Origin of the sequence: Paenibacillus sp. S28 (genome assembly GCF_016624415.1) — a bacterium.
In the GTDB taxonomy this organism is placed as follows: domain Bacteria; phylum Bacillota; class Bacilli; order Paenibacillales; family Paenibacillaceae; genus Paenibacillus_AQ; species Paenibacillus_AQ favisporus.
In genome coordinates this window covers 10,858-25,191 of record NZ_JACVTM010000005.1, presented here as the reverse complement: position 1 = coordinate 25,191, position 14,334 = coordinate 10,858, and the positions used below count along the sequence as shown (strand labels likewise).

The following is a 14,334-nucleotide window of genomic DNA, read 5'->3' as shown; positions in this document are numbered from 1 at the left end:
CTCCGGACCCTTATTTTTTGTCCCCCGTTCCCCGTCCAGAACCCTGGCCGCCTGAATCCCGCAGCGGTTTACGTGTATAATGATACTGAGTTAACGATTATAGGAACACGAGTACTGCTTTCATAAGGAGAATTCGGATATGTATAAAATATTGATCGTCGAGGACGATCCGAAGATCGCCGGTCTGCTTCAGTCCCATATCCAAAAATACGGAGACGAGGCCATCGTGATTCACGATTTCGACCGCGTGCTGGATGAGTTTACGGCGGCCGCCCCCCATATCGTGCTGCTGGATGTCAACCTGCCGAGCTTCGACGGCTACTACTGGTGCCGGCAGATCCGTCAGGTTTCGACCTGCCCGATCATTTTTATTTCAGCCCGCAACGAGAAAATGGACCAGGTCATGGCCCTGGAGAACGGCGGCGACGACTATATCACCAAGCCGTTTCACTACGAAATCGTGATGGCCAAAGTCCGCAGCCAGCTCCGGAGGGTCTACGGGGATTACGCCGCCGGCGGCGAGCGGACGGTCGAACAAGCCGGGCTTGTCCTGTATCCCGAACGGATGGAGCTGGAACTGGGGGACAAGCGGATCTCCCTGACCCGGAAGGAAACGATTCTGATCGAAACCCTGCTGGAACGCAGTCCGCGGCTGGTCTCCCGGGAAACGATCCTCGAGAAGCTGTGGGACGACACGTTCGTGGACGACAACACCTTGAGCGTGAATATTACCCGTGTCCGCAAAAGGCTGGCGGAGCTGGGCATCGGGGAGGCGCTGGAAACGGTGCGCGGCTCGGGCTACCGTCTCAATATGGCATGGAAGGATGAGGCATGACGTTGAAGCTCTTCATTCGCGATCATATTCCGCTGCTGATCTTTACGATGCTGGAACTGCTGGCCGTTGTGGCTGTGTTCTGGTTTGACGGATACGACCATCCGCTCACGGCTCTCTACGGGGTTTTTCTCGGCCTGTTTATTTTGGCCGGATATCTCATCTTTCGTTTCTTCAGCCAGCGGCTGCTGTACATGCGCTTATCCCGTCCATTTGAAGCCTTGAACGAGTCGATCGCCGCAGGCGGTACCGCACCGGTGTCCCAAGCCTTCAACCACCTGCTGGAGACGCAGTACCGGCATTACCAGAACCTGCTTCAGACCTGGGAACGCAAGCAGCAGGAGCACCTGACCTTCATGAACCAGTGGGTGCATCAGATGAAGACGCCGGTATCCGTCATCGAAATGATTACGCAGGGTGAAGACGATGAGCGTCTGCTCAGCATATCGGAGGAAACCGACCGCATCCGGCGCGGTCTGGAGATGGTGCTGTACGTGTCCCGTCTCGAAACCTTCGAGCAGGACTTCAGCGTGGAGCCCGTCGGGCTCCGGCAGGCCGTAAACGAGACGGTGCACGAGCTCAAGCGGTATTTTATCCGAAGTCATGTGTATCCGGAAGTTCAGGTGGACGACGGGATTATGGTGCAAACCGATGCCAAATGGATGCGGTTCATGCTCGAGCAGCTGCTGTCCAACGCCATCAAATATGCCGCCGGCACCGGCAGCAAAATTACGGTTTCGGCCAGGACAGAAGACGACCGTTCCTTGACCCTGGAAATCCGGGACCGGGGCGTCGGCATCCCGAGGGTGGACCTCGGACGGGTCTTCCGTCCCTTCTACACGGGCGAGAACGGCCGCAGATTCAAGGAATCGACGGGTATGGGGCTGTATCTCGTAAAAGAGGTCGCGGACAAGTTGGGCCACGGCATTCGCATTGAATCGGTGCCCGGGGAAGGGACGGCGGTCCGTCTCCATTTTGAGCGCTCGCAGGTACAGGTGCGGAATCGTTGATTTCGGCGCCTTTTTGCCGCGCGTCCGGACAAGACAAGCCTGCAGGCGGTGACGCAAGCTTACATCCGTGTAAGATTGCTGAAAGGTCCATCCATAGGAGATTTGGGCTCCATCGCTTACACTGGACCTAGATGAACCCCGCAAAGCATCCCTTTACCTCGATGCGCCATCACTGATCTTGTGGGGTCTGAAATTGAACGGACCGCCAGTTCCGCCGCTCTCCCGCGCGCGGGCAGGTGTCCGGGTTGAAGAGAAGGAGTGCTTCGAATGACGGACATTTTATCCGCCAAAAATATAGGCAAAATTTATAAAGGCATGGTTTCCTACGAGGCTCTGTCCAATATCGATTTAACGATTCAGGAAGGCGAGTTTGTCGGCATCATGGGGCCGTCCGGCAGCGGAAAAACGACCCTGCTGAACATCGTATCGACCATCGACCGCCCGACCTCGGGCGAAATCCGCATCGGCGGGGAAGATCCGTACCGCCTGTCCCAGGATCAGCTGGCACTATTCCGCCGCCGGGAGCTGGGCTTCGTCTTTCAGTCGTTCAATATGCTTCATACGCTGACGGTGAAGGAGAACATTATACTGCCGTTAACGCTGGATGGCGTCGGCGTGCAGGAAATGAACGAACGGGTCGCCGCTCTGGCTGAGAAACTTGGCATTACCCCGATCCTGGATAAGCGGACCTACGAGATATCCGGAGGGCAGGCGCAGCGAACCGCGATCGCGCGGGCGCTGATCCACCGGCCCAAGCTGCTGCTTGCCGACGAGCCGACAGGCAACCTGGACTCCAAGGCGGCGCGTGACGTGATGGAAATTCTGGAGAAGCGCAATCAGGAGGACGGGGCCACGATGCTGCTCGTCACCCACGATCCGGTGGCGGCAAGCTACTGTCACCGCGTTATTTTTATCAAAGACGGCCAGCTGTACAACGAAATCCATGACGGGGATAACCGCGCGGCGTTCTACCAAAAGATCATCAACGTGCTGTCGCTGCTGGGAGGGAACGGACATGAATTTTCGCCAGTTCGCCTTTAATAACGTCTTCCGGAACAAGCGGGCGTACGTCGCCCATTTTCTGAGCAGCGCCTTTTCAGTCATGATTTTCTTCATCTATGCCCTGCTGCTCTTTCATCCCGACCTGAAGGGAAACATCGTGTCTTCCAGCGGAACGCTGAGCATGCTCGGCACGATGGGGCTGCGGGTGTCCCAATGTATCGTGTTCATTTTCTCGTTCTTTTTCCTGCTGTACTCGGCGTCTTCGTTTATCAAGCTGCGCAAAAAGGAATTCGGCATTCTGCTCCTGCTCGGCATGTCCCGCAAACAGCTGAACCGGATGCTTTTTATTGAAAATATCGCGATCGGCGCCGCCGCCATTATCGCCGGGATCATCGTCGGTGCCGTGTTCTCGAAGCTGATCCTGCTCATCTCCGCCTCGATGCTGGCGATCGTCGACGGGCTGCCCTTTTACCTGCCGGGAAAAGCCATACTGCTGACGGCCGGGGCGTACCTGCTTTTGTTCCTGCTGGTCGCTTCCTTTACCTCGGTGATGACCCGGAAGGGCACGCTCATCGAGCTGATCAAAGCGGAGGATAAACCCAAGCCCGAACCGAAGGCATCGGTCCTGCTGTCCATCCTATCCGCCCTGCTCATTCTGCTCGGCTACGCCTGCGTGTTACTGTTCGCGCTGCGCCGGATGTTCTCATTCCCTCTGCTGCTTGGCGGCGTGGCCCTGGTCATCGTCGGCACGTACTTTCTGTTCACCCAGCTTAGCGTGTACGTAATGAGAGCGATGAAGAAGCGGCCCCGTATCTTCCTCAAGCGGACGAACCTGCTGACGATTTCCGAGCTGATCTACCGGTTGCGGGACAATGCGGTCATGTTCTTCATGGTTGCGGTCATTTCCGCTACCGCTTTTACCGGGATCGGAACCGCGCTGGCCATTGGCGACCCCGGGCTCGCCGCGATGAAAAATCCGTATGCGTTCACGTACGATTCATACAATGATTCGGACCATAAAAATTCGTTGGAGCATAAGCATGTCCGCCTGATTGAAGATACACTGCGGAGGGAGGGGTTTGACTACCGCAAAGTATCCTATATCCCGACTTATTCGGATAACGGGTTCATGCTGATCAAGCTGGACGATTATAACCGTCTGGCTGCGGCCCTCGGTTACGAGCAGGAGACGCTTCGTGAAGGGGAAGCACTCGCAACGCCCTCGACGGTCACGCAAACCGGCAAGTTCAAGCTGGACGGATTAACCCAGGACAGCCTGACCCTGACAAAGGAAGGCTCGGAAATGACCCTGCATCTGCTCAAAGCGCTGCCGCATATCGTCGTACCCAATACCACCAACGTGTATGTCGTGTCCGACGCAGACTATGCGAAGATAAACGCTGGCAATCTGCTCAAGATCGTCTCTGTGCAGTTTGTCGTTCCGGACTGGCACCACACGCTGCGCATCGCGCAGGAGCTCCGCGACACCATTAATAATGACGTCGATGAGTCGGGAAATATGAATTACAACTTCCAGGCGCTCGTCATCGACTGGGTCGAGTCCAGGCAGTTAAACGGCCTGCTGCTGATCGTCAGCGGGCTCGTCGGGATCGTGTTCTTTACCTTTGCTGCGAGCTTCATCTACTTCCGGCTCTATGCCGACCTGGCCCGCGACGAAGAGCAGTACCGGATGATCTCCAAGGTGGGCTTAAGCCGGAAGGAATTGGGGCGAACCGTCTCGAGACAGCTGCTGCTGATGTTCTTCCTGCCGATGCTGGTGGCGGTCATCCACAGCAGCGTCGCCTTTCTGGCCCTGCAGCAGCTGGTCGACTTCTCCGTTGCTTCGCATACGCTGGCCATCTTCGCCACGTTCCTGGCAATCCAGGTCGTTTATTATTGGATCACGCGCTGGCGCTATTTAAATCATTTACATCAGAAAATGATCTGAAGCGGGGTCAAATCCCATAGAAGCAAGCCCTGGTACGTGTAAACGTGCCAGGGCTTGTGTTATGTAGCCGGGGGAGCCACGGCTCGCTAAAGCTGCTCCATCTCATTCTTGATATCCCGGCGCCGGTCTTCAATATATTCCCTGATGACATCCGGTTCCGTATCAAATATACCGACATCCCACTTATATTTAGGGTCATCATAGATATCCTGAGCAATGGCGCTGTGCATTTTCCTGACCACAGGCATCAGGCGGGATACGGTAAAGGTAGATTCCAGTGCCCGCTCAAGGATTCGCTTATACTTCTGTCTGTTCGCCTTGTAAGCCAGCACTTTTCCAGTCAGCACGTTGTATCCCTTAATTCTGACCAGGTCCGATTTTACAGCTTTACCATAGCAGTTTCTGCCCCATGTGCCCTCATAATCCCAAGGGATCATTCCATACTTACTGCGTTTGCCGGATTCGAATATCGTATAGTTCTGGAGGAAACCGTCGTAATTTCCCGTCAGCACCGCCCCGCATAACCAGCGTAAATAATTGTCCATATCCAGTCGCTGCCGAAGATAATCGCTTAGCTCGGTCCCTTTTTTCCGGTTAATGCTGCGGATGAAGTCGCTGAGGCGGTTCCTGTCCGTTTCGCCGCCTTTAATGAAAGCGTATCCTGACAGCAATTTGCTCGACTTCGCATTTTTTTCCGGCATTGCAAAGTCAGCATTATCATTGACCGCATAGATGATGCTTCGTGCATGGAGCCCCCTTTTGCGGAAAAAAGCGGACTTCACCGCCTCGATTCTTAAATACACCCCTTCCTTCTTTCCATTTATATAAAGCACGCAGTGTTTCGTCGAGGGGCTGGGGACGCCAAGCACATTAAAATAATGAAATGAAAGGGCGTTTCTCATCAGGGACGGATCATCGTGTTCCGCGTTAAAGTGGTACGTCGCCTTGGCCGTCCGAATCTCATAGGATTTTTTCGGATATTCACGGGTATGGCCCCCGCGGTAACGAATGCGAATCGGAGTCCTCTGGCCATCCATACTCATCGTTCCACTGACAAACGAATCGGACCATATGTTGCTCTCCAGCTTTTTCATCGCCGAATCCTTTAACTCGATCCGGTATACAGGCAGACCCATGCCGTAACCGCCCTTCTAGATTGAATCGCCTGATCTACGGCCTGCCGGCCCACTGGGGCTGAACACGGCGTGATCATTTGCCCTATTTAGGCTTTGTTCAACCTATGCGGCGCCGGCAGTTCACGTAAGGGCTGACGCCTTTCTAGTGTAAAAACTATTCGGCAGACATAGAAAGATAGACTCCGGTTTGATTTTGGATAATCTAGTATTTTCGGCTAGTCCCCTTTTTTCCAAGACACATATAAATAGATTACAGATAGACTCGAAGGACAAATAAAGCCCTTCATGAGACTATCCAAACTATCTTGGAAGGGGTAATTGGTATGTCGTTAGCAGGTCTTAACACAATGAACTCCATCGGGAGCGAGGTGAAAATCAATCGCGGCGGGCCGGACTCGATCGTAGGTGTTCTGGTGGGAATACAAAACGGTTACCTGGCCGTTGCGACGAAAGAGGGCATCGTCTATGTCAACAGCACCCATATCAAAAGCATCAGCAGCACAGGCAAATCCGGAGGGGCAAAGGCCATGACGGTGGACCCGATTATGGCAGGAAACTTCGCTGGATTGCTGCACGCGCTCCGCTATCAACGCGTACAGATTAACCGCGGCGGACCCGAGAAAGTCGAAGGTGTAGTTGCGGAAGTGAACCAATCCACATTGACATTGGTAGCCAAAAAAGATGAAGTCATCAGTATTCCGATATTCCATGTGAAATCCGTTATGGTAATCGGCTCGAACACCAGTGGAGGAAACAAGAACAAGAGCGGCGGTAATAAAAACCAATCTAAAGGCAATCAGTCTGGAGGCAACCAAAGCAAAGGCAACCAAACCCACGGTAATCAAACCAAAGGTAACCAAACCCGTGGTAATCAAACTCGAGGTAACAAAACTCGCGGCAACCAAACCAAAGGCAACCAAACCAAAGGTAACCAAACCAAAGGTAACCAAACCCGCGGTAATCAAACTCGTGGCAACAAAACCAGAGGTAACCAAACCCGCGGCAACCATACCAAAGGCAATCTGACAAGAGGAGCCATGGAATGGGCTAACAGATCCTGGAGAAAGACCAAAACGATTAAACGTACGGTGCGCAAGCGCAAAATCAGTAAATAAGCCATGACTGCATTCAACCAAATAGACCTTTCGCGTTGAATCCAATCCACAAAGGGGGGAATAAACCATGTATGTATTTATTGCAGTTTTAATTGCCGGAATCCCGTTATACTGGATGATTCGTCCAGGAAAAGCTACACGGACCGTAGATCCAGTCATTCAGCCAGTATCCAGTGTTCTCCCCCTGGGAGGTGAGTCAAAGTAAATGTCTGACTACCAAATGTGGCTAACAGTCGGCGTATTTGCCATCACCGTCATTTTCTTGATGTGGCGTCCCCGCGGAATCAACGAATCCATTTCAACAACCGCCGGAGCATTTATTCTGCTCGCCGCCGGGGTCGTCCCTTTAACGGACCTGATCACCATTTTCAACATCGTTTCCGGAGCCGCTGTGACGATTCTGTCTACAATCGTGATGTCCCTGGTGCTGGACAGCGTCGGTGTTTTTCGCTGGGTTGCTCTCAACCTGATTGAACGGGTAAACGGTTCCGGCCGAAAACTGTTCTGGTACGTGATCCTGCTCTGCTTCCTAATGACGATTTTCTTTAATAACGATGGCAGCATCCTGATCACAACGCCCATCATTATTCAAATCTGCTCGATGCTGAAATTAAAGCCGCATCAAAAAATACCGTATCTCCTTTCCGGCGCACTCATCGCAACGGCATCCAGCGCACCGATCGGCGTGAGCAACCTCGCGAATCTCATTGCGCTTAATATCGTAGGCCTGGACCTGAACAGCTATACCCTAATTATGTTCGTCCCCTCCATGATCGGGATCGCAACGATCGCCATGCTGCTCTACCTTTATTTCCGCAAACAGATACCCGTTACCATCTCCCGTTACCCCGCCCGTGATTATTCATTGGTTAACATACACCCGCTTCAACAGCCAACCGAATCCCGAACCCAAATCGACTGGTGGCTGTTTCGTGTCAGCATCTGCATCGTAGTCCTCTTCCGGGCAGGTTTTTTTCTAGCAGCAAGCTTGGGTATACCGCTCGAGTATGTCGCAATCACCGGGGCTGCCCTCATCGTTTTCGTCCGCTGGTTTCGGACCAAAACAGGGGTCAAGGACATCGTCACGAAGACACCCTGGCATATCCTGCTGTTCGCCTTCAGCATCTATATTATCGTCAAAAGCCTGGATAACGCCGGGTTAACCGCCGCTTTAATCAACGGATTACAACCTTTTGCCGGCATGGGTGAAGCCAGTCTGATCGCCGCATTCGGACTTTTGCTGACCCTGTTGTCCAATATCGTGAATAACCTGCCGTCCGTCATGATCGGAACCTTAGCGGTGCTCGGCATGGGACTTGATCCGCAGCATGTCCATCTCGCTTATATGGCAACGATTATCGGAAGCGACATCGGTTCGCTGTTGACGCCCGTCGGAACCCTCGCTACCTTGATATGGATGTTCATGTTAAGAAGCAGCAAAATTCATATCACATGGAAGCAGTATATGCGCGTTACGTTCATTGTGATACCTGTCGGTCTAATCGTCAGCCTCGCCAGCCTTTATCTCTGGACTCAATATGTCATATGAAAGGAGGCAAGCTATGGAGTCCATCCGTTCTCTACTTGGAAAAACAATAGAATTAAAGATCTCGGGCTATAAAATCCCGATCATCGGTGAACTCATTGATGTCGGCAGTGATATTTTGGTCCTCTACTCCGAAAACAAATATATTTACACTCCAGTGCACCATCTTCAGCACATGAAGGTCATGGAGGAGGCCGAGGATTCGTCTCAAGCCAACAAAGAGCCCGTTCTTGACCATGCCCATATTTCTTTTCGCAAGATGCTGATGAATGCAAGAGGCATATTTACGGAAATCCATCTTGGCGGTGCCAGCTCGATTCATGGGTATGTAACCAGCATTATGAATGATTATTTCCTTTTCTACTCCCCTGTTCACCATACCATCTATATCCCGCTGCACCATGTAAAATATTTGTCTCCGTACCCTCCGAATATGACCCCCTATGATTTGAGCGATTCGCATTTTCCCGTGCAGCCGGGAACACCGGCCCTATCGCGGAACTTGGAACAGCAGCTTGAAAAATTCCAGAATGGTCTGGTCGTGTTCGATTTGGGTGAATCTCCCCTCAAAGCCGGGCTCCTCAAAAAAGTAGACAGTCATATTATAGAGCTGATCGAGGCGGGAGGCCAAACCATCCTTCTTCACACGGATCATATCAAATCCATTCATCTTCCCTAACCAAAAACAGCCAATGCAGAGCATGCTCTGGTTGGCTGTTTTTGCATTTTTGCATAACGCCGGAATCTGGCAGGGGGGGCCGTTTCCGGTTTCCGGGGAGCTTTCGCGGCAGAGTTGCGGGGGAGGGGGATCTAGGACCCAGGAGCAGGGCCCCTGCGTGGGGAGAATGGCGTTGTTTGGTTAACTGGGGTGACCGGCTCATCGTCTCACTTTCCGATCTGCGCATATTTTAACCGAAGAACAGGCCTTTGGCGATTAACGAAAGTTAACGGATCTGCCGTTTTTTTATATAATGAGAGAAAAAGTACGGAAAAGGCATCCATTTTGTCGGAAATTTGGAGGATACAATGATCACGCGGACCGATGCAATCATCTTAAAAACAAAAATCACCCTGCCCTTTCCGAAGGATGGCCTGGTCGAAAGGGAACGCCTGCTTCAATCTCTGTCGGGTGGAGTTCATGGCAGACTCACCTTGATTTATGCCCCTGCCGGCTCAGGCAAAACCACCCTGTTGACGCAGTGGGCCCGAAGCGAAGGCGTCAACTGCGCCTGGCTGGCGCTGGACGGCCGTGACAACGATCCGGTCCGGTTCTGGCGCTATGCGGCGTTTGCATTGGCGGAAGTCCTGCCGGTCCCGGCAGCCCTGCGAATGCTGGAACTGGCCGATGCCCTGCCTTCCCTGTCGGCAGACGCCTTCCTGGATGCGTTAATAAATGAGCTTTATGGACTGTCCGAGCCTGTAAAGCTCGTATTGGACGATTATCATTGGATAGAGGATGACCGCATCCATAACGGCTTGTCTTACCTGATCGACTATATGCCCCCCACCCTCCATGTGACGATCGCGAGCCGCAAGGAAGTACCTTTTCCTGCATCAAAATGGCTCTCCAAGCGGGAATGCATCGTCATTGACGCCGATAGGCTCCAGTTTACCCGGGACGAGTCCGAGCAGTTTTACCACAAGTCCGGCATCATGCGGCTGACCCCGCGGCAGATCGACCGGATTGCGGAACGGACCGAGGGATGGGCAGCCGGTCTGCAGCTGGCTTCGCTCTCTTTAAGAACGGCGGAAGACGTGGACCGATGGATCGAAGGGTTCTATGGGGACCACCGGGATGTGGCCGATTACCTTTTTCAGGAGGTACTTGCGCAGCTTCCTGCCGACCTGAGATCGTTCGTGCTGACGACGGCCGTCCTCGACCGGATGGATGCAGGCATATGCAGCCTGCTCACGGGTGACCCTGCCAGCGGGGACAAGCTTGACGCGGCCCGCCGGTTCAATTTATTTCTCATCCCGCTGGACCTGAAGCATGAATGGTTCCGCTACCACCATCTATTCGCCGGATTCGTCCGGGAACACCTCAAGCGGCATCAGCCCGATGAGTGGTTGCAGCTGAACCGGCTGGCAAGCCGGGGCTTTGCGTCCCGCGCATTGCTGGACGAAGCCGTAGACCACGCCATGGCTGCCGGAGATTACGCCGAGGCGGGCCGCCTGCTCGAGCAGCATATTCCAGCCGTGCTGGAGCGCGGGGAAGTTTCCGTCCTGCTGCGCTGGTTCGAGGGGTTCCCGCCAGCCTATGAGCTGTCTATGGAGCTGTCGCTCCTGTACGCGTTCGTACTGGTGCTCACCGGGCACTTCGGCCAGGCTGAAGCCAGACTCGGATCACTGGAGGCGTCGACCCGGATGCTGAAGGAATCGGAGCGGCTGAAGCAGCTGCAGAGCGGCATCCTGTTCGTCCGTTCCAATCTGATGTTCGCCAGCGGTGACTTCACGAATTGGTTTGCCTTCATCGGTACCATGCTGGACGAGATCCTCCCGGCTGACCCGACTTATTATATGTTTAACTACAACAAAACGGAGCCTCTTGTGAGACGGACCGCACTGGGGTTAAAAGGAGTTCTGTCGGCGGACACGGAAAAAATCGGCACACTGTTTATGGGTGTGCTCGCCGCCCATGGCTGGCAGGGGTCGCTCATTCATCTTTATGTAAAGCAGTCGCTCGTTGAAGGATATTATGAATGGAACCGTCTCGGCGATTGCCGCCAAATGCTCCAGGAGATGACAGCTCTGACCGAAAAATTAAACGTACCGGGACTGCTCGTCCCTATGCTGATCATGAAGGCCCGCCTGCTCATTGCGGACGGGCGGACCGCTCTGGCGCATGACGTCATCGACGAAGTGGTGGATGCCCCGCTCTCATCTTCTGCCGGCTGGGGTGCGCCCTGGGTCCATCTGCTGACGGCATTCAAAATCCGCATGCATCTTGCGGACGGGCAGATGCCGGCCGCCAAGAAGCTGATGGCCCGGCTGGGGCTGTCCGCCAAGGACAAGCCGACATTTCAGCGGGAGTATGAAATGATGACGCTTGTGCGCCTGCTTGGCAAGCAGCGGAAGGAGAACGAGGCGCTGCGGATTCTGGAGCATCTGCTGCCCCAATCGGAGCGCGAGCAGCTCGTTTCCGGCATCGTGGAGAACCATATCCTGCAGGCGCTGCTGAAGGAACAGCTGGGGCAAAAAACGGCCGCCCTCCGCCACCTCCATACCGCCCTGTTCCTGGGAGAACAGAACGGGTATATCCGGAGTTTCGTGGATGAGGGCAAGCCGATGATGTCGCTGCTTGGCCGGTATGAGGCGGTCGTCATTCGCGGGGAGTCCGGTGGAAGCCATGAGGACTTTGGTGCCGGGCTCCCGGGGGAAGTATCCGGGGATTATGTCCGCGCGCTTATGGAGCTATTCCCCGTGGCCATGCAGGAAACAGCGGCTGCGGCTGCAGCTCCGGCGGCCTCGGCCGAGCCGCTGAGCCGCAGCGAATCCGAGCTGCTCCGGCTGATCGGCCAAGGGGCGAGCAATAAGGAGATGGCCGCCGAGCTGGCGTTGTCGGAAGGGACCATTAAGGTCTACTTATCCCGCCTGTATGAAAAGCTTGGCGTATCCTCGCGAACCCAGGCGCTCGTTACGGCCCGGCAGCTCGGTCTGCTGTCTTAGGCAGCCGGACCGTCATCTCCGTGCCTTCTCCCGGAGCGCTTTGGACCGAGACGCTGCCGCCGTGCATCTGCACGATTTTCTGGATAATAGACAGTCCCAGCCCGCTTCCCCCGCCGGAGCGGGTTCTTGATTTATCCGCTTTAAAGAATCTTTCAAAAATATGCTCGAGGTCTTCGGCCGAAATGCCTATGCCCGAGTCCCTGACACGAACGACGGCCTCCTGCCCGCTTTCCTCGAGAAAAACCTGGACCGTTCCGCCCTCCGGCGTAAACTTAATCGCATTATGGAGCAGATTCACCCAGACCTGGCTGAGCAAATCCCGATCCGCCTCGATCGTCACGGGCTCAAACTCTACGGACATGTCCAGGTCCTTGCCCTGCCACTGGGGCTCACAGGCGAGAACGAGCATTTGCAGCTGTTTGTCCAGCCGGACGGGTTCAGCGTGAAACGGATGTTTGTCGGAATCCAGCGACGCCAGGCGCAGCATGTTCTCCGACAGCCGGGAGAGCCGTACGCTCTCCTCCTCAATAATGTTCAAGTAATGGTCCAGCTGGCCGGGGCTCAGGTTCTCCTCGCGCAGGACGCGGGCAAAGCCGCTGATCGAAGTCAGCGGGGATTGAATCTCGTGGGACACGTTCGATATAAACTCCTGGCGCATATGCTCCAGGTTGTTCAGGTCGGCCGCCATGTTGTTGATTCCCTTCACAATCCCGCCCCAGTGGCCGTTTTCACCGAACACCGGAATTTCCACCTTGAAGTCGCCTTTGGAGATTCGCTTCAGCGCATCGATGACCAATTGGTAAAACTCCGACTGTCTCCGCTTCGCAAACCGCGAAATAATCGAGATGGAGACGCCGAAAATGACAAAGCCCAGCACGGAGTTCAACAGCTGCCTCACGAGCGGGGAGATGTGCCAGCGAAGGCCGTGAGTTAAATAGAACGCGGCGGTCCAGCAAACGATGAGCGCTGACAGCACAAGGATCATGAAAAAGATGATCCGGACGCGCAGCCAAAAGTTCGGCGGCTCACCGTCCATGCCCCGAATCTCATCCTCTCTCCGCTTCGCAATTTCCTCCCGCTTTCTTCTCCGCTCTTCCTTCTTGAGCCCGCGGGCCACCTGCCGGTCCTCCGGCATCGTCCCCCTCGCGTGATTCATGCGCTGCCACGTTTCGTTCCGCTCCCGATCCAGACGGCGGCGCTGAATCCGTTCCCGCTGTGTGCTGTAACGATCCGGCCCGCTTCGCTCCATGTTCCCGGAACGGGTATCGGTAGCGTCAGCCTGGAACGCATCAACCGGCCCCTGCTCCCGCTCCTTCATGACAGCACCTCGAGCCGATAGCCGAGGCCGCGGATCGTGCGGATCTGAAAGCGGTCCTGCTGGTCGGCAAATCGTTCCCGCAGCCGCTTGATATGCACATCGACGGTCCGTTCGTCACCTTCATAGTCATAGCCCCAAATATGTTCAATGATTTGATCCCGGGAAAACGTCTTGCCCGGGTAGCTGCCGAGCAAAAACAGCAGCTCAAATTCCTTCAGCGGGAGCGTCAGCGCAGCCGATCCTGCGTAGCATTCGTACGTTTTGCGGTTCAGACGCACGTCGCCAAACTGGATTTCCTGCGAGGCCGATATTTTGTAACGTTTGAGCAGCGCCTTCACCCGGACGGTCAGCTCGAGCGGGTCAAACGGTTTGACGAGATAGTCGTCGGTCCCGAGCTCAAACCCTTTGACCTTTTGCGAAGTCTCACCTTTGGCCGTCAGCATCAGCAGCGGGATGTCATAAGCCGCATCCAGCTCACGGCACAGCTCCCAGCCGTCCATGCCCGGCATCATAATATCGAGGATGACCAGATCGGCCTTGAACGACTCCATTGCCTCCAAGGCTTCATTTCCGTTCGCCGCCTCCGCTATCGTATAGCCCTCATTCTTCAGCAGATGGCTGACGAGCTCCCGGATATGAGGATCGTCGTCAACAACCAGTATATGAGCCAAGTCGCCCCACTCCTTTCTATAATAGATATGAAATGAACACGAACGTTCGCGGTTATGCGTTTCATGCATTCATGCCCCAACCGGAGGGGC

Annotated in this window: 11 protein-coding genes; 8 read left to right on the top strand and 3 right to left on the bottom strand. The window is 54.6% G+C overall.

Annotation, left to right across the window (positions count from 1 at the left end):
- The first annotated feature begins 139 nt into the window (after window positions 1-139).
- The 4 genes from IAE55_RS13845 to IAE55_RS13830 all read left to right on the top strand — a co-directional run bounded on the left by IAE55_RS13845 (window position 140) and on the right by IAE55_RS13830 (window position 4,792).
- Window positions 140-835, top strand: coding sequence for a response regulator transcription factor (locus IAE55_RS13845; protein ID WP_200633004.1), 696 nt, complete (start codon window positions 140-142; stop codon window positions 833-835).
- Between the two features lie 2 nt (window positions 836-837).
- Window positions 838-1,842, top strand: a complete 1,005-nt coding sequence (locus tag IAE55_RS13840; RefSeq protein ID WP_200633210.1) for a sensor histidine kinase — start codon at window positions 838-840, stop codon at window positions 1,840-1,842.
- Window positions 1,843-2,109: 267 nt separating this feature from the next.
- Window positions 2,110-2,883: an ABC transporter ATP-binding protein gene (locus IAE55_RS13835; RefSeq protein WP_145161759.1), complete on the top strand. Its 774-nt coding sequence runs from the start codon at window positions 2,110-2,112 to the stop codon at window positions 2,881-2,883.
- Window positions 2,858-4,792 carry an ABC transporter permease gene (locus tag IAE55_RS13830; RefSeq protein WP_200633002.1) on the top strand — a complete coding sequence of 645 codons (1,935 nt, stop codon included), beginning with the start codon at window positions 2,858-2,860 and terminating at the stop codon, window positions 4,790-4,792. Before IAE55_RS13835 ends, IAE55_RS13830 begins: the two co-directional genes overlap by 26 nt.
- Window positions 4,793-4,878: 86 nt before the next feature.
- Here the strand turns inward: IAE55_RS13830 and IAE55_RS13825 are convergent, their stop codons facing one another.
- On the bottom strand, window positions 4,879-5,928 hold the full coding sequence (locus IAE55_RS13825; protein ID WP_200633000.1) for a CotH kinase family protein: 1,050 nt from the start codon (window positions 5,926-5,928) through the stop codon (window positions 4,879-4,881).
- A gap of 347 nt (window positions 5,929-6,275) precedes the next feature.
- Between IAE55_RS13825 and IAE55_RS33810 the strand changes: the two genes are divergently transcribed.
- The 4 genes from IAE55_RS33810 to IAE55_RS13805 all read left to right on the top strand — a co-directional run bounded on the left by IAE55_RS33810 (window position 6,276) and on the right by IAE55_RS13805 (window position 12,255).
- A complete protein-coding gene (locus tag IAE55_RS33810; RefSeq protein ID WP_234489545.1) occupies window positions 6,276-7,043 on the top strand; it encodes a hypothetical protein in 768 nt (255 codons plus the stop codon).
- A 205-nt stretch (window positions 7,044-7,248) separates the two neighbouring features.
- Window positions 7,249-8,592 carry an arsenic transporter gene (locus tag IAE55_RS13815; protein ID WP_145161767.1) on the top strand — a complete coding sequence of 448 codons (1,344 nt, stop codon included), beginning with the start codon at window positions 7,249-7,251 and terminating at the stop codon, window positions 8,590-8,592.
- A gap of 13 nt (window positions 8,593-8,605) precedes the next feature.
- Window positions 8,606-9,268, top strand: a complete 663-nt coding sequence (locus tag IAE55_RS13810) for a DUF2642 domain-containing protein (RefSeq protein ID WP_105445215.1) — start codon at window positions 8,606-8,608, stop codon at window positions 9,266-9,268.
- 347 nt (window positions 9,269-9,615) lie between these two features.
- Window positions 9,616-12,255 (top strand): LuxR C-terminal-related transcriptional regulator, encoded by a 2,640-nt coding sequence (locus IAE55_RS13805; protein WP_200632996.1) that lies wholly within the window; start codon window positions 9,616-9,618, stop codon window positions 12,253-12,255.
- Here the strand turns inward: IAE55_RS13805 and IAE55_RS13800 are convergent.
- Together IAE55_RS13800 and IAE55_RS13795 are read right to left on the bottom strand one after the other, a co-directional pair.
- Window positions 12,224-13,573: a sensor histidine kinase gene (locus tag IAE55_RS13800; RefSeq protein WP_325168639.1), complete on the bottom strand. Its 1,350-nt coding sequence runs from the start codon at window positions 13,571-13,573 to the stop codon at window positions 12,224-12,226. The genes IAE55_RS13805 and IAE55_RS13800 overlap by 32 nt on opposite strands.
- Window positions 13,570-14,244, bottom strand: a complete 675-nt coding sequence (locus tag IAE55_RS13795; RefSeq protein WP_076173037.1) for a response regulator transcription factor — start codon at window positions 14,242-14,244, stop codon at window positions 13,570-13,572. Before IAE55_RS13795 ends, IAE55_RS13800 begins: the two co-directional genes overlap by 4 nt.
- Between the last annotated feature and the right edge of the window lie 90 nt (window positions 14,245-14,334).

Coding starts and splice junctions, on each gene's coding strand:
- IAE55_RS13845 (WP_200633004.1), top strand. CDS start 140: ATGTATAAAATATTGATCGTCGAGGACGATCCGAAGATCGCCGGTCTG.
- IAE55_RS13835 (WP_145161759.1), top strand. CDS start 2,110: ATGACGGACATTTTATCCGCCAAAAATATAGGCAAAATTTATAAAGGC.
- IAE55_RS13830 (WP_200633002.1), top strand. CDS start 2,858: ATGAATTTTCGCCAGTTCGCCTTTAATAACGTCTTCCGGAACAAGCGG.
- IAE55_RS13825 (WP_200633000.1), bottom strand. CDS start 5,928: ATGGGTCTGCCTGTATACCGGATCGAGTTAAAGGATTCGGCGATGAAA.
- IAE55_RS33810 (WP_234489545.1), top strand. CDS start 6,276: ATGAACTCCATCGGGAGCGAGGTGAAAATCAATCGCGGCGGGCCGGAC.
- IAE55_RS13815 (WP_145161767.1), top strand. CDS start 7,249: ATGTCTGACTACCAAATGTGGCTAACAGTCGGCGTATTTGCCATCACC.
- IAE55_RS13810 (WP_105445215.1), top strand. CDS start 8,606: ATGGAGTCCATCCGTTCTCTACTTGGAAAAACAATAGAATTAAAGATC.
- IAE55_RS13805 (WP_200632996.1), top strand. CDS start 9,616: ATGATCACGCGGACCGATGCAATCATCTTAAAAACAAAAATCACCCTG.
- IAE55_RS13800 (WP_325168639.1), bottom strand. CDS start 13,573: ATGAAGGAGCGGGAGCAGGGGCCGGTTGATGCGTTCCAGGCTGACGCT.